Consider the following 15,529-nt stretch of genomic DNA (forward strand, 5'->3'; position numbering starts at 1 on the left):
ATGGCTCCACTCCTCGATGGCCCCCCGGGGACCACCGTGCCGCGTCAGCCTCAGCATGTCCGTCGCGACTTTGTCGTAACCTTGTAAGCGTTCGTAACGCTGCGGTGATGCTTCTTACCAGCGGATCGCCGAGGCTCTTACGGAGCCACCTAGCCCTGCTCCCAGCGGCGGCTGAGGGAGGGAGCCATCACCCCTCTTCGCCCGTCGACGCCGCGCGGACCCTGGTCACGAAATCGGCCACGCCAAACCAATTTCGATTGTCGACGACCTTCGAGCTACATTCGTACCGGAACGTCCGCCACGCGCCCGACGTGATGTCCTCCCGGAGCTCCGGACCTGCAAGACCGCCCCGTCGCCCCATCCGCGTGAACGTCAGCATCCCTGCCTGGAATTGCCGGACGATCTCCTCCCCCGAAAGCTTCGTCTCGGCATTCGCGCCGAACGCCACGTCGCGCCTGGCCAGAAGCGCGTCGTACCGCGCGAGCCCCACGCGGAGCATTTCGACGAAATAGGGCGGCCCCACGTCGGCGTAAGCAGAGAGCACGTCCTCCCACGTGATGGTACGGACCGACAGGTCCCCCACCCTCCGCGCGAGCCCCGCGGGGAGCAGCGCCACGTGGGCGACGTTCTCCTGCGCGACCCCGAGTTTGTCCCGGAGATACGCCACGATCCCCGCCTGTGCTCGGAGCTGTTCTTCGAGCTCCGCAGCCGTTGGTTTGTCGTACATCTTCGCCTCGATGGCGAGCAGCACGCGGCGAGGTCCGTCCACGTAGACCAGGACGTCGGGGGTATCGCGGCTCGTTGGTGCCTCGGGGAATCGGCGTTCGGCCTCTTCGCCGAACAGCGACTCCGCAAAGCCATACTCCGTGAAAAACTGCACGTTCGCCCCGCCGGGGCTCGCGTCGACCTCCACGGGGCCCAGCCCCGCGAGCGTGGTGAGCCGCCCGAAGTGCGCGAAATCGTGCGCGCAGACGAGCATGGGCAAGACGGTGCCCGTGAAATACCGCTCCTTGCGATTGAACGGTAGCCCCGTGTCCGCGAGCCGTTCGAGACTCAAGGTTCTCCCTTCCCCTGCCCTTCGGCGCGGTGCTCGCTGATGACCTCGATCGTCCCGACGATGGCGTCGTTGAAGGCCTCGAGCTCCTCGGCGGGAATCCAGTATTCGGCGTGGATCTTCGATCCGACCACCTGGACGTCATACTTCGCGAGGAAATCCGACCGGACCTCGAACCGGGTCACGTATCCGACCGCGCCCTGCGCCGTATTCCATCGGCTCGCGATCTGCGCGGCATACGTCTCGTTGCAGACGGGGTAGAAGATGGGCTGATCCGGCAGGCGCGGCGGGAAGCGGCGATAGCCGGTGGCCGCAATCAGGTCGAGCTCGGCCTGGCCGACGGGGCGGTAGAGGGTCGTGGAGGCGGCAGTCACGGAGCCACGATACACCTCTCGTTCGAGGTGGCAACCTTGGGGCGTCGCTGCCGGACTTTCTTTCCCGGAGCACGAGCGCTGCGTACCGCGGGGCGGACGTGGAGAGGATACGCGCGGGTGAAGCCTGGAGGCGCGCCGACCGAGACCTCGAGGCGCCACGCGATGCCGCGTTTATGGGACGTGCACGGGGCTTCGCCGGGCAGCTCGATCGAGGCGTCGTACCGGACGGTTTCCCCTGCCCCCACGGACCGTCCGTGATCGAGAACGTATTCGGCGGAGAAGAGCGGTTCTTTCCTTCGGCCAGCTTCTTCCGCGACGAACCGCACGAGGAGCGGGTCGAGGGCGAGCGTGTTTCTTGGATTCAGCACGACCCGAAGGGAAAAGGCATGATCGAGCGTCACCGAAAGCCCCTCGTCGTCGTGGTTGTCGATGCGGACGACCGATGGCACCACGACGCGTGGATTCGCCCAGGACCAGAATGCGTAGACGAGCAGGGCAATGCTGCCGGCGCCGAAGACAATGCTCGCCAGGTCCCCATACCCCTCGAAGATGCGCGAAGCGAGAGGTATGCCCCAGCGCAGCAGAATCACAGCCGTGATGACCATGCCCGCGACACGGCTGCGCTCGCGAGATTGCAGGCGAGCAAGGGAACGTCGATCCTCGGGTGCAGGTTCGACGAACGTGCCCACGGGCTCGGGTCGGGGAGAGCCCTCCGGCGGTATGCGATATGCGGTCGTGGTTGCGTGATCAGCCGGAGCTCCCGTCACACCCATGGCGAGCCGTATCTCACGAATCGCGGCCGTTTGCAAGGTGACATCGTGGGGTCGAAAACATCGGTGAGGAAGGTTTATCCCCCCGGTTTCTGCCGGCGGCTTTCGAGCAGGTTGGTGGAGAGCTCGAATTGGCTCTGGAGCAGGCGTACGAGGCTGTCGACCTCCTCGCCGGTGAGGCGCATGCGCAGCATGAGGGTGACGCGGACGCGACCGAAGAGCGTGGCGCGCGCCTTGGCGAGGCTGCGGCTGATGGTGGACGGGACGACGTGGTAGAGGGCGCCGAGCTCTTCCAGGCTGTTTCCATCGATATGGTACTGGAGGAGCAAGCTGCGCTCGCGATCCGGCAGGGCATTCAAGGCGTCGCGGAAAGCGGCCTTGAATTCGGCGCGCGAGGTGTCCTTGAGGTGCGCGAGCTCGGGGTGATCGCCGCCGAGCTCGATGGCGTCGAGGAGGGCTTCCTCGGTGGGGGTCTCTTTCTCGGCGCGGAGGGCGTCGATGCCGGAACGGACGGCGACGGCGTGCACCCATCGGCGAAGGTCACCTCGGCCGGCGTAATCGGCGATCTTCGGAGGGCGGCCGGGCTCGGCGACCAGGAGTTTTTGGCGCAAGATCTGTTTGATGTCGTCGGGCGAGACGCCTCCCCTGGTGATGCGCTGGAGCGCGCGATCGAGGGTGGCAATGTAGCGGGCGTCGAATGCGGCGAGGGCGGCGCGGTGGCCCTCGGCGCAGGCGCACGCGAGGTAGAGATCGGAGATGTGGAGGGAGGCGAGCGCGTCGGCGGGAGCGGGCGCGGTTTGCAGGCGGGCGGCGATCTGCGGGACGAAGACGGCGTCGGGGAGATCGACCGCGGGCCACGCGTCCTTCGCGGCGCGGAGGCGCTCTTCGAGGAGGGGCCCGATCGCCGCGGGGGAGCCGAGTTTTTCGCGGGCGGGCGGCGCGAGGTGATGCCAGAGGAGATCGGCGGGACGGCGCGCGTCGTTCACGGAGCCACTCTGCCTCAAGACGGGCGGTCGTGGGTAGCACGGCGGCGGGCAGGACGAGGGGCCATGCACTGGACAATCGCGTCCGCGCGGTGCTCTAGTTTCGCGCGCGGAGCTCCACGCGCCGATGTCCTGCCTCAACGAAAACACGGTGATCGCGTTCGTGGAAGGGCTCCTCGAGCCGGAGGCCGCCCGTCGCTTGGAGGCGCACGCCGCGTCGTGCCCCGCGTGCAGGAGGCTCCTCTCCGAGCTTGCGAAAGGCATCTCGCGGGTCGATCCAGAGCTTTTTGGAGACACACCGTCGGCCGATCACGAGGCGTTCGGCGACGGCGGCGAGGCGCAGGAGGAGCTCACGCGCGGGGCGCTCGTGGGGCGCTACATCGTGCTCGGGACGCTGGGCTCGGGCGGGATGGGGGTGGTGTACGCAGCGTACGATCCGGAGCTCGATCGGAAGGTGGCGCTGAAGCTCTTGCGACCCGAGCTCACCGGGCGATCGCAGGATCTGCGGTCGCGGATGATGCGGGAGGCGCAGGCGCTCGCGCGGCTCTCGCACCCGAACGTGGTCGCCGTGCACGACGCGGGGACGTTTCGCGAGAGCGTGTTCCTCGCGATGGAGCTCATCGACGGGGTGACGCTGGGGGCGTGGTTGTCGCAGCGGGCGCGGCCGTGGCGCGAGGTGGTGGAGACATTCGCGAAGGCAGGGCGAGGGCTCGCGGCGGCGCACGCGGCCGGCTTCGTTCACCGGGATTTCAAGCCCGCGAACGTGCTCGTGAGTGAAGACGGGCGGGTGCGCGTCGTGGACTTCGGCCTCGTGCGCGCGGGTTCGTCGGAGAAGGAAAGCGATCCGGGAGCGCTCGCAGCGGAAGGCGAAAGCGTGAATCGCAGGGCCGGCGCGGCGTTGACGCAGACGGGGGCGGTACTCGGGACGCCCGCGTACATGGCGCCGGAGCAGTTCGAGCGCGAGACGGTGGACGCGCGCGCGGATCAGTGGAGCTTCTGCGCCGCGCTGTTCGAGGCGCTTTACGGGCAGCGTCCCTTTACCGCGAACACGCGCGAGACGGTGCTCGAAGAGGCTCCGAAAGGGAAGCTCGTGCTGCCGCCGCGCGCGCCTCATGCGCCGGCGTTCCTGCTGCGGGCGCTCGAGCGTGGTCTCCGGCTGTCGCCGGAGGACCGGTTTTCCTCGATGGAAGCGCTTCTCGCGGCGCTCACGATGGATCCCGAGCGCGCGTGGCGGAAGCGGGCGCTCGTCGCGGCGGGGGCGTTCGTCTTGGGACTCGGGGTCTTCGGGGCGACGCGGCTCCGCCCTCCACCGGCACCTCTTTGCCAGGGCGCGCCGGCGAAGCTCGCAGAGGCGTGGAGCGAGGAGAAAAAGCAGGCGCTGCGCGATCGGTTCGCCGCGACGGGGCTCGCGTTTGCCGAGGACACGTGGGTCGAAGCGTCACGAGCGCTCGACGCGTACGGGCGCGGCTGGGTCGCGATGCACACGGAGGCTTGCGAGGCGACGCGGGTGCGAGGAGAGCAATCGGACGAGGTGCTCTCGCTGCGGATGCTCTGTCTGGATCGGCGGCTCGCGGAGCTCCGCGCGATGACGGATGTCCTTTCGTCCGCCGACGCGAAGGGGGTGACGAAGGCGGTCGAGGCGACAGCCGGTTTGACGGGTTTGTCCATCTGCGCGGACGTGGAAGCGCTTCGCACGCCGGTGCGCGCGCCCGAGGGGAAGGAGGAAGCGGCGGCGGCGCGCGAGATCGAGGAGGCGCTCGCGCAAGCACGCGCGCGCTCGCAGCTCGGGCAGTACCCGGAGGCGCTCGCGATCGCGTCGAAGGCGGCAACGCGCGCGGGCACGCTGGGGCATCTGCCGACGGAGGCGGAGGCGCAGGAGATGCTGGGATCGGTGCGGCTCTCGGCGGTGGATCCCAAGGCGGCCGAGCAGTCGCTACGGACGGCGTTCGCGGCGGCGGTGGCGGGGCGGCACGATCGGATCGCGGCGCGGGCGGCGATCGAGCTCGTGTTCGTGGTGGGATCGCAGCTCTTCCGCTTCGAGGACGCGGGCGAGTGGGCGTATCACGCGGAGGCGGCGCTGCGGCGCGCGGGCGGGGATCCCGAGCTCGACGCGCAGCTCCAGGCGAACCGCGGGAGCCTGCTCTACAACAAGGGCGATTTCGCGGGCGCGAGACGTGAATACGAGCTGTCGCTCGCGACGCGAGAGAAGGTGTACGGGCCGGAGCACAGGCAGGTGGTGCAGTCGCTCGACCTCGTCGCGATGACGGCCACCGTGCAGGGGGATTTCGCCGAGTCGGCGCGGCTCACGCGGCGGTCGGTCGAGCTGTCGAGCAAGCTCTTCGGGACGCGGCACCCGGCCTATGGCGAGAGCCTGAACCGGATGGGGAGAGGGCTGCTCCAGCAGGGCCGTTACGCCGAGGCGCTGCCCGTGCTGGAAGAGGCGCTCGTGGTGATCGAGGCCGCGCGCGGGCCGGATCATCCCCACGTGGGGACGGTGCTGATACCACTCGGGGACGTGAAGCGAAAGCTCCGGCGATATGCGGAGTCGCTCCTGGCCTTCAAGAGGGCGCGCGTGATCTTCGAGGCTGTCGACTCGGCCCGGCCGTTCGTGGCGGACTGCGCGGCCGGGATGGGGGACACGCACAAGGAGATGGGGAAGCTCGAGGAGGCGCTCGCGTTTCAGCGGGAGGCGCTTGCGATCCGAGAGGAGGTGTTCGGCGCGGAGCACGAGCAGGTGGGGGCCTCGCTTTTGAGCATCGGGCAGGTGCTGCTCGAGCGGGGCCAGGCGAAAGAGGCGCTCGGGCGCTTCACGCGGGCGCTCGAGTTGTGGGAGAAGGCGAACGGGCCCGATTTCATCGACAACGCGGACGCGCTCGTGGGGATGGGCGAGGCGCTCCTTTTGCTGCACGAGGGAAAAAAGGCCATCGTGCACCTCGAGCGCGCGGAGACCCTGCTCGAGAAGCGCGCAGGGAACCGCGAGCTGCTCGCGCGGGCCCAGAACGCGCTCGCCCGCGCGCGGTGAGCGCGGCCTTCGGCGGTTCGTCGCGACGAACGACTTTTGCAGGAGCTGCCCGGGGGCCTCGCACAGGCGTTTTGGCGCGGCGGGTCATGTGGGGGGACCGCGCGGACGGCTCGCGGGAGCCTTCTCACGCTGCGTCGGCGAGGGCGAAGATCTGCGCGTTTTCGGGGACGTTTTCGAGGAAGCTCCGCCGGAGCTCGGGATCCTCGATCTTCGCGGCCTGTGCGAGCAGACGCGCGCGGGCCTCCGAGAGCACTGTCCGCGCGCGGGCAAGGTCCCCGGTCGCGCGCAGGGCCTCGGCGTGGGTGAGTTGCACGAATGTCTCAAAAAGGCCGGTTGTACCGATCTCTTTGCGCTTCGCGACCGCTTCTTCGGTGAGGCTCCGCGCTTCGGCCGCACGGCCTTGCTGGAGGAGGATGCATGCGAGCGTCGCCATTGCGACCGAGCGCTCACTGGGGGTCGCGGCCAGTTGCTCGATGGCCTCTCGCGCCTCGCGTTCGGCTTCTTGATAGGCCCCGCTGCGCCAGAGGACGTGGGACAGCTCCCTGCGGGCCCAGCCCTCATAAAACCGGGCGCCCCGCGCGTGCTCCCGGTCCACGAAGGAGGAGGCCATTGCGCGCGCTTCTTCCAGCGCGCCGCGGGCCACGAGCACCTCGATGAGCACGTTGTTTGCCCAGACGGAGACTGGGCCCAGCATATTGCCGTGGGAGCGCAGCACGCTGCGCACCTCTTCTTCTGCACGCGCGTATCCCCCAAGATGGCGGAGCAACGACGCGCCCCATACGCGCATGTCGTCGACCTGGAGCCGGTCGCCCGCCTCGTCGAAGGAAAGCCGTGCCTCTTGCGACGCCTTCAAGCTCGCCCAGAGATTCCCCTCGAATGCGCGCGCACTGGTCTGCGTCCTCTGGAGCCTGGCCCGGACCGTGGGATCGCGCTCCCGAGCCCTGCCTCCCACGTGCTCCATCCGCGTCGCGCAGACCTCGGCGAGGTCACGCATGCCGAACATCATCAGGACGGAATAGGTGTATCCGAGGGCCTCGACGATTCGACCCACGTTCTCCGGGCTTGGCTCCACCGTGCAGATGGCCTGGACGAAGTCGAGGGGCACTTCCTGCATCCCGAGAAACACGGAAGCCACCAGCTTGCCCGTCATGGCCAAGGCCCAGGTCGTACCCCCGACCTTGATCTCGCGCAAAAGCTCATCGATGACTGCATCGAGCGAAGCGCCGTCCCCGCTCCATCCGTGGGCCATCATGAGGACGACGAAGAGCTCCTCGCGCAGCTCCCCCGCCACTCCGCTGCGAAGCCCGCGCTCGGCGAAGGCGATTGCCGCGGGCAAATCATTTCCAAGGAGCATTTGCCTGGAACCTTCGAGGTACCATTTCACTGCGCGCTCCGGCGCCCCGCCGCGCTCGAAATGCTCGACAAGGCTCATCGCGTCGCTCGCCCCGGTTTGCTCCAACCATTCCGCCGCGAGCTTGTGCCCAAGGGCGCGATCGGCGTCCCGCAGCGTGGCATAGGCCCCCTCGCGTAGCAGGGAATGCCGGAACGAATACTGCTCCTCCTCGGCAAACCGGCTCGTCGCGCTGCGCTGCACGACCTCGCGCTCGACCAGCAGGGCGAGCCATTCATCGACGCCGGACGCCTCGTCCAGAGGATCCAGGAGCGATTCCACGCCGCCCCGCCAGAAAACCTCCCCGAAGACGCTGGCCGCGCGCAAGACGCGGCGCGCCTCGGGCGGGAGGGCGGACAGGCGCGCCTCGACCATCGCGAGCACGGTCTCCGGCAATGCATCGCCGCGGCCCTCGGCCACGGCACGGATGAGCTCCTCGAGGAAAAACGGATGGCCGGCGGAGCGCTCGACGACCCGCGTGAGCGTCTGCGGCCCGGCGGAATCCCCGAGGGCGTGCCGGGCGAGCTCCTCGGCCGCCCGCGGTGTCAGCTCCCCGAGGCGGAGCTCGGAGAGCCCCCGCTCGGCCCAAACCCGGGGGAAACGCTCGTGCACCTCGGGCCGGCCAAACGCCGCCACGAGGAGCGGCCTGCCCTTGAGCTCCCGCAGCGCGGCGTCGACGAGCTTGACCGAGGCGAGGTCACCCCAGTGCAGATCCTCCAGGACGAGCAGGAGCGGCTGGGCTCCGCATGCGGCGGCGAGAAATGTCTCCCAGGCGTCACGGATCTGCTCGCCCATGATCCGCGCTTCCCGCCGCGCGACCCGTAGCTTCACGCTCTCGGCGTCGGGGAACGGCGTACCCGTCATCTCGCCGAGGAACTCCGCCACCCGACGGACGTCGCCCTCGGCCACGTGACGCGCGACGCGATCGACGAGCTTTCTGCGTCGCTCGTCGACAGGCTCGCCCCCAACCACGGCCGCCGCGTGCCGGATCGCAGAGCCCGCCAGGGCGAACGCAGAGCCCACGCTCATCGGGTCGCCGCGACCAACCCACACGTCGACGCCGGGGCGCAGGCGGCGTACCTGGCGGACAAACTCCTGGCGCAAGCGCGATTTGCCGATGCCCGGCGGCCCCGTCACGAGCACCACGCGCGCGACGCTCTCGCGCACGGATTCGTCGAGCAGATCGAGGAGCACGCGGAGCTCCCGGTCGCGGCCGACGCAGGGGCTCGGTTTCCCGAGCAGAGGGCGCGACGCCTCGACGAGCTCGCTCTCTCCGCGCAGTGTGAGCCCGGCCGGTCCCACGGTCACCTGGAAGCGGATATCGAGCAGCCCCGCCGTCACCTCGTCGAGCAGCACCACACGCGGGGGCGCAGCGCGCGAGAGCGCGGCTGCCCGATCGATCACCTGACCGACCGGGATCCGCTCCTCGAGCTCACTGAGCCCCGTCGCGATCGCAATGGGCGCCTCCGGCTCGTGCTCCGCGAAACGCAGAGCGCACCGCGCGGCACGCGCCGCCTGGTCCGCGGCGCTACCGGTGCCCATGAGGATCGCCAGCACCGAGCCATCCGCGAGCCCCTCGACACGCACGCCGAACGGCGCCGCGACGGCCTCCAGTGCCTTTCGCCGCGACCCGGTCTGCTCCATCGTGAGCGTACTTTCCCGCGGCGCGCCGCCTCCGCCTCCGCCGCTCACGCCGACGGCGACGATGCTGAGCAGGCGCAGCTCGCCCCTCGTCAACGCCGGAAGGCGCGACGCGGCGGCGTCCCACCACGGCGATGCCTCCTCGGCCTCGAGGGAGGCGAGCGCCTCCGCGACCTCCGCCGCGTCGGCGAGCCGATCGGCCGGATCCTTGGCGAGCATGCACGTGACGATCGCCTCGAGCATCACCGGCACCTCGCGTCGCAGAGCACGCAGTGGCGGAGGGTCCTCGAGCAGGACCTTCGCGAGCACGGCCATGGCGTGCTGGCCCATGAATGCTGGCTGCCCGGTCAGGCACTCGAACAGCACGGCGCCGAGCGCGAAGACATCGGCGCGCGCGGAGGCCTCCGCCGCGCCGCGCGCCTGCTCCGGGGCCATGTACCCAGGCGTCCCGAGAATGACGCCCGGCTCCGTGAGCCGCGACGACATGGGTCCAAGGCGCGCAATGCCGAAATCGAGCACCTTGACGCGATCGAGGGCGCCGTCCACGAGGAAGAGATTGCTCGGCTTGATATCGCGGTGCACCACGCCGCGCGCGTGCGCCTTCGAAAGCGCCTCGGCGACCGAGAGGACCAGCACGACGCTCTCCTCGATCCCGAGCCTTCCCCGGGAGAGCCGCGCGGCGAGGTCTTCGCCGTCGAGCCATTCCATGGCGAGGAAGGGCTCACCCGCCGCGGTGAACCCGTGCGTGAGATAACGGACGATGCCCGGATGATCGAGCTCGGCGAGGAGCCGGGCCTCCACGTCGAATCGTGCGATCGCGCGCGGCTCTCTGGCATGGACGACCTTGATCGCGGCCGGTCCACCCTCCTGCAGGTCGCGTGCCCGGAAGACCGAGCCCATTCCCCCTGAGCCGACCAGCGCCTCGACCACGAACCGCCCCCCGACCAGCTCGCCTTGCTGCATCGGCGACCCCCGTGGATCTTTAATGTCGTGTCCTGGATTCGGTCGCCCCAGGCGCCGCCGAGCGCCAGAGCTCAGTCGATCTCGACGACGGTCTGCGAGAGGACCTCGCAACATGCTCGTCGCGCACGGGTGGTCGCCCTACGCGGGACAACGCCGGGGGCTCGTGGTCATGGGGGATCCGGTCCGCGCGCGCGACGCCGGATGAGTTCGGGGCGGTCGGTGGGGACCGCGCAGATGGTTCGTGGGAGTCCTCTCAGGTTGCGTCGGCGAGGGCGAAGATCTCGGCGTTTTCCGGGACGTTTTCGAGGAAGCTTTTCCGGAGCTCCGGATCCCCGATTTTCGTTGCCTGGGAGAGCAGACGCGCGCGGGCCTCGAAGAGCACCGTCCGCGCGCGGGCAAGGTCCCCGGTCGCGCGCAGGGCCTTGGCGTACGTGAGGTGCACGAATGCATCGTAAAGACCAAACGCACCCAGCCCCCCCCGAACTGCAATGGCCTCCTTGGCGATGCCGAGCGCTTCGGGCGCACGCCCCAGCCCGAGGAGTGCCTCCGCGAGCGTCGCCAGCGCCGCGGCGCGCATCGGAGAGGTCGGGGCCAGATACCCGATGGCGATACGGGCTTCCCGCTCGGCTTTGCCGTGTTCTCCGAGGCGCCAGAAGACGTAGGACAGCGTCCAGCGGATGCGGCCTTCATAGTATGGGGTGCTCCGCACTTGCTCGGCGTTGACCAGGGAAGCCAAGAGCTTGCGAGCCTCCTCCAGCGCTCCTCGTTCCGCGAGCACGATGGCCAAGAGCTGACTTGCCCCCATCCGGACGATGCCAAACGCGTCGCTCTCAGCGTGCAGCACGCTCCGCAGCGCTTGCTCCGCCTGCGCGTGCGCCCCGAGCTGCCTGTATCCTTGCGCAATCGATATACGCACCACGAGCGCATGGATCCGATAGCCTGCCTCCTCGAAGGTCGCGTAGGCCTCTTGTGCCGCCTTCAGGCTCGCCCAGAAATCACCTTCGGCCACGAGCGTCATGCTCTGCATTCTTTGCAGCTTCGCCCGGATCAACGGATCATACGCCGCGACGTCGTTCCCGAGCTGCTTCATCCGCGCAGCACAGAGCGCGGCGACATCGAGCCTGCCAAGGTGCAGCAGAAGGCCATGGACGTTTCCGAGGAGGTCCACCATCATCCACACTCTCTCCGGGCTTGGCTCCACGTTGCAGACAGTCCGGAGGGCGTCGACGACCTCGTCGGGCTTCCCGAGGAACAAGATCATCACGACCTTCCCCAGGATTGCTGCGCACCAGTGCGGATCGCCTGGCATTGCTTCGCGCAGAACCTGGTTGGCGGCAACGTCGAATGCGGCCCAGTCTGCGCTCCACACGCGGGCCACCATGAGCACGAGGAGGAGCTCCCCGCGAGGCTCCCCTGCCGCTCCGTTGCGGAGCCCGTGCTCGGCGTAGGCAATCGCTCCGCGCAGATCATTGCCCGCGAGCATCTGCTTGGCCGCTTCGAGGTACCATTTCACCGCGCGCTCCGGTGCCCCGCCTCGCTCGAAATGTTCGGCGAGGCTCACCGCGTCGCTCGCCCTGGACCGCTCCAGCCACTCCGCCGCGAGCCTGTGCCCGAGGACGCGATCGGCTCCCCGCAGCGTTGCATAAGCTCCCTCCCGCAACAGGGAATGCCGGAATGAATACTGCTCCTCCTCGGGGAACCAGCTCGTCGTGCTGCGTTGCACGACCTCGCGCTCGACCAGCAGGGCGAGCCACTCGTCCATGCGAGGCGCCTCGTCCAGAGGATCCAGGAGAGAGACTACGCCGCCGCGCCAGAAAACCTCCCCGAAAACGCTTGCCGCACGCAGTACGCAGCGAGCCTCGGGCGGGAGGGCGGACAGGCGCGCCTCGACCATCGCCAGCACGGTCTCCGGCAATGCGTCGCCGCGGCCCTCGGCCACGGCCCGGATGAGCTCCTCGAGGAAGAAGGGATGACCGGCGGAGCGCTCGACCACCCGCGCGATCGTCTGGGGCAGGGCCGCATCTCCGAGGGCGTGCCGGGCGAGCTCCTCGGCGGCCCGCGGGGTCAGCTCCCCGAGGCGGAGCTCGGAGAGCCCCCGCTCGGTCCATAACCGCGGGAAACGCTCGTGCACCTCGGGCCGGCCAAACGCCGCCACGAGGAGCGGCCTGCCCTTGAGATCCCGCAGCGCGGAGTCGACGAGCTTGACCGAGATGAAATCGCCCCAGTGCAGATCCTCGAGGACCAGGAGGAGCGACTGGGCTCTGCACGCGGCGGCGAGGAAGGTCTCCCAGGCAAGACCGATCTGATCGGCCATGATGCGCGCCTCCTGGCGCGCTGACCGGAGTTTCACGCTCTCGGCGTCGGAGAACGGCGTGCCCGTCATCTCGCCGAGAAACTCGGCCACGCGGCGGACGTCCTTTTCCGCCACGTGGCGCGCGACGCGATCGACGAGCTTGCGCTGTCGCTCGTCGATGGGCTCGCCGCCGCTGATACCAGCCGAGCGCCGTACCGCCGAGCCCACCAGCGCGAACGCCGAGCCCGCGCTCATCGCGTCCGCGCGACCGATCCACATGTCGACCCCGGGGCGCTGCCGGCGGACCTCGAGGACAAACTCCTGACGCAGGCGCGATTTCCCGATGCCCGGTGGCCCCGTCACGAGCACTACGCGCGCGACGCTCTCGCGCACGGATTCATCGAGTAGATCGAGGAGCACGCGGAGCTCCCTGTCGCGGCCGACGCAGGGACTCGGCTTGCCGAGCAGAGGGCGCGGGGCCTCGACGATGTCGCTCTCCCCGGACAACATGAGCCCGGCCGGTCCCGCCGTCACCTGAAAACGGGTATCGAGCAGCTGCGCCGTCACCTCGTCGAGCAGCACTCCGCGCGGAGGCGCCGCCCCCAGGAGCGCGGCAGCCCGATCGATGACCTGACCGACCGGGATTCGCTCTTCGAGCTCGCCGAGCCCCGTCACGATGACAATGGACGCCTCGGGCGCTCGCTCCGCGAGCCGCAGCGCACACCGCGCGGCCCGCGCCGCCTGATCCGCGGCGCTCCCGGTGCTCATGAGAATCGCCAGCGCCGAGCCGTCCGCGAGATGCTCGATACGCGCGCCGAAGGGCGCCACCGCGGTTTCGAGCGCCTTTTGCTGCGCGTCCAGGACGAGGGTATCCTCCAGCGGCGCGCCGCTCCCGGCCTCCGCGCCGACGGCAATGATGCTCAGCACCCGCTGCTCGCCCCGCGTCAGGACCGGAGCTCGCGGCACGACCTCTCTCCGCTCGAGGGAGGCGAGCGCCTCCGCGACCTCCGCCGCGTTGGCGGGCCGATCCGCCGGCTCCTTCGCCAGCATGCACGCGACGATCGCCTCGAGCATCGCTGGCACCTCGCGCCGCAGCTCGCGCACGAGCGGTGGGTCCTCGAACATGACCTTCGCCAGCACGGCCATGACGTGCTGGCCCACGAACGCGGGCTTTCCTGTCAGGCACTCGAACAGCACGGCACCGAGCGCGAAGACATCGGCGCGCGCGTCCACCTCCGCCGCGCCGCGCGCCTGCTCCGGCGCCATGTACCCGGGCGTCCCGAGCACGGCGCCCGTCTCCGTGAGTCGCGGCGACATGAGGCCTGGGCGGGCAATGCCGAAATCGAGCAATCGGACGCGATCGAGGGACCGGCCCACGAGGAAGACGTTGCCCGGCTTGATGTCCCGGTGCACCACGCCGCGCGCGTGCGCGATCGCGAGCGCTTCAGCGACCGCGAGGAGCAGCGCGACGCTCTCCTCGACCCCGAGCCTGCCGCGGGCAAGGCGCGCAGAAAGGTCCTCGCCGTCGAGCCATTCCATGGCGAGGAAGGGATCGCCCGCCGCGGTGAATCCGTGGGCGATGTACCGGACGATGCCCGGATGGTGGAGCTCGGCGAGGAGGCGGGCCTCCACGTCGAACCGCGCGAGGTCGCGCGGCCCTCGGGTACGGACGACCTTGATCGCCGCCGGCGCGCCCTCTTGTAGATCACGCGCCCGGAAGACCGAGCCCATCCCGCCGGATCCCGCCAGACCCTCGATCAAAAAACGATGCGCGACGAGTTCGCCAGGCTGCATCCGGGGCTCTCCGCCGCGGATCTTTAATGTCATGCCCAGAATCCGCCCGTCCCAGGCACGGCCGAGCGCCAGAGCTCAGTCGATCTCGACGACGGTCTGCGCGACGATCTCGCCGACACGCGCCTCGACACGGCAGGTGCCGCGCTCGACCGCGCGAAGCTCCCACGCCGAACGCTGATAATCACGCGAGCGAGGAAGGTGGAATTCGAGCACCTCCCGCGCGCGCTCCGGCTGCGGCGCGGGCGCTAGCGTGCAGACCTCCGGCGTGGCCGAGCGCGGCGCTTCCGGGAGACCAACGATCGCGCGACCGTCACCCGCGCGCAGCCGCACGAAAAGAAATCGCCGCTCGCCTCTGTGCAGGTGGCTCACCGGCTGGTCGAAGGGCGGCGCCGGTGGAATGCAGCCGTATCCGATGTTGGTATCGTCCGCCTGCAGGTCGAGGTCAATCCCCGCGACCGCGCTCGGATCGACCGACTCCGTTTGGATCGTCGTGCCGAGCAGCGCGAGTTTGCCCTCGCCCGCGCGTTCGGCGCGGACGTGAAGCTCCCCGTCCGTGCCCGGAAGCAATGCCACCGCACCCTCGGCGCGTGTCGTCTCGAGGGCCCGATCGCCGACCACGTCCCGCCCCTCGGCATCGCGGACGCGCACCGGCAGCCGTACGTCGACGCCGACCAGAAGCACGACGGGCGCCGCCGCGGTCGCGCCGGCGAGAGGGGGCAGGAGCTCCGCGCGGACGGCGGGCGCGACGACCACGGAGATACGCGCGTGCTCGCCGTGGCCATGGACGACCAGCGTCGTGGTGCCGGCTGCGTGGCCGTGCACCAGAAGCCGACCGGGGCGCTGCTCGACGACCTCGAGCGTCGCGGGATCCTCACTCCGCACCTGCAGCGGGAAGTACTCGCTCGAGCTCAGCGACCCGTCGCAGCCGAGGCGACGCAGCCCCCGCAGATGCAGCTCGGTGGTCGCACCGGGCGCGATCGCCGGGCTCGGAACACCCTCTGCCCAGGGCTCTACCTCGAGCAGCGTGCTGTGACACTCCTGCGGACCACACCCCGTCAGCGTCCCGACGAGCGTGGCCACGAAGAGCGCGCACGACGGCACGCTCGGGCCGGGCCTCTCCGCCTTGCGAGCCATGGAGCGGAGCTTACCACACCACCACGCATCGCTTCGTCTTCCTCGATTCGACCTGCGCGGGCATTCCTGCTCGCCACTTGTAAACCGGGTCGGAGCAAGGCAAGGGCGTGA

General features: G+C 69.5%; 8 protein-coding genes. 1 reads left to right on the plus strand and 7 read right to left on the minus strand.

Features of this window, described 5'->3' with window-relative positions; translation table 11 throughout:
- Positions 1-187: 187 nt before the first annotated feature.
- From KEG38_RS34345 to KEG38_RS34360, 4 genes are all read right to left on the minus strand, one after another.
- Positions 188-1,057: a hypothetical protein gene (locus KEG38_RS34345; RefSeq protein WP_272424451.1), complete on the minus strand. Its 870-nt coding sequence runs from the start codon at positions 1,055-1,057 to the stop codon at positions 188-190.
- The gene (locus KEG38_RS34350; RefSeq protein ID WP_272424453.1) at positions 1,054-1,428 is read right to left on the minus strand and encodes an ADP-ribosylation/crystallin J1; all 375 of its coding nucleotides are present in this window, start codon (positions 1,426-1,428) and stop codon (positions 1,054-1,056) included. Before KEG38_RS34350 ends, KEG38_RS34345 begins: the two co-directional genes overlap by 4 nt.
- Positions 1,425-2,033 carry a hypothetical protein gene (locus tag KEG38_RS34355; protein WP_272424454.1) on the minus strand — a complete coding sequence of 203 codons (609 nt, stop codon included), beginning with the start codon at positions 2,031-2,033 and terminating at the stop codon, positions 1,425-1,427. Before KEG38_RS34355 ends, KEG38_RS34350 begins: the two co-directional genes overlap by 4 nt.
- Before the next feature lie 242 nt (positions 2,034-2,275).
- Complete coding sequence (locus KEG38_RS34360; RefSeq protein WP_272424456.1) at positions 2,276-3,184, minus strand: sigma-70 family RNA polymerase sigma factor; 909 nt, start codon at positions 3,182-3,184, stop codon at positions 2,276-2,278.
- Between the two features lie 124 nt (positions 3,185-3,308).
- On the opposite strand from KEG38_RS34360, the gene KEG38_RS34365 reads away from it, so the two are divergent.
- Positions 3,309-6,203 (plus strand): tetratricopeptide repeat protein, encoded by a 2,895-nt coding sequence (locus KEG38_RS34365; protein ID WP_272424458.1) that lies wholly within the window; start codon positions 3,309-3,311, stop codon positions 6,201-6,203.
- Between the two features lie 124 nt (positions 6,204-6,327).
- Here the strand turns inward: KEG38_RS34365 and KEG38_RS34370 are convergent, their stop codons facing one another.
- The 3 genes from KEG38_RS34370 to KEG38_RS34380 form a co-directional block, all read right to left on the minus strand.
- Positions 6,328-10,197: a protein kinase domain-containing protein gene (locus KEG38_RS34370; protein WP_272424460.1), complete on the minus strand. Its 3,870-nt coding sequence runs from the start codon at positions 10,195-10,197 to the stop codon at positions 6,328-6,330.
- A 253-nt stretch (positions 10,198-10,450) separates the two neighbouring features.
- A complete protein-coding gene (locus tag KEG38_RS34375; RefSeq protein ID WP_272424462.1) occupies positions 10,451-14,284 on the minus strand; it encodes a serine/threonine-protein kinase in 3,834 nt (1,277 codons plus the stop codon).
- A gap of 75 nt (positions 14,285-14,359) precedes the next feature.
- Positions 14,360-15,418: a hypothetical protein gene (locus tag KEG38_RS34380; protein WP_272424463.1), complete on the minus strand. Its 1,059-nt coding sequence runs from the start codon at positions 15,416-15,418 to the stop codon at positions 14,360-14,362.
- Positions 15,419-15,529 lie beyond the last annotated feature (111 nt).

The organism is Polyangium jinanense, assembly GCF_028435265.1.
Taxonomy (GTDB): domain Bacteria; phylum Myxococcota_A; class Polyangia; order Polyangiales; family Polyangiaceae; genus Polyangium; species Polyangium jinanense.

Bases quoted from the DNA above. Each gene is read 5' to 3' on its own strand.
- KEG38_RS34355 (WP_272424454.1), bottom strand. From the start codon at position 2,033: ATGGTCATCACGGCTGTGATTCTGCTGCGCTGGGGCATACCTCTCGCT.
- KEG38_RS34380 (WP_272424463.1), bottom strand. From the start codon at position 15,418: ATGGCTCGCAAGGCGGAGAGGCCCGGCCCGAGCGTGCCGTCGTGCGCG.
- KEG38_RS34375 (WP_272424462.1), bottom strand. From the start codon at position 14,284: ATGCAGCCTGGCGAACTCGTCGCGCATCGTTTTTTGATCGAGGGTCTG.
- KEG38_RS34370 (WP_272424460.1), bottom strand. From the start codon at position 10,197: ATGCAGCAAGGCGAGCTGGTCGGGGGGCGGTTCGTGGTCGAGGCGCTG.
- KEG38_RS34365 (WP_272424458.1), top strand. From the start codon at position 3,309: ATGTCCTGCCTCAACGAAAACACGGTGATCGCGTTCGTGGAAGGGCTC.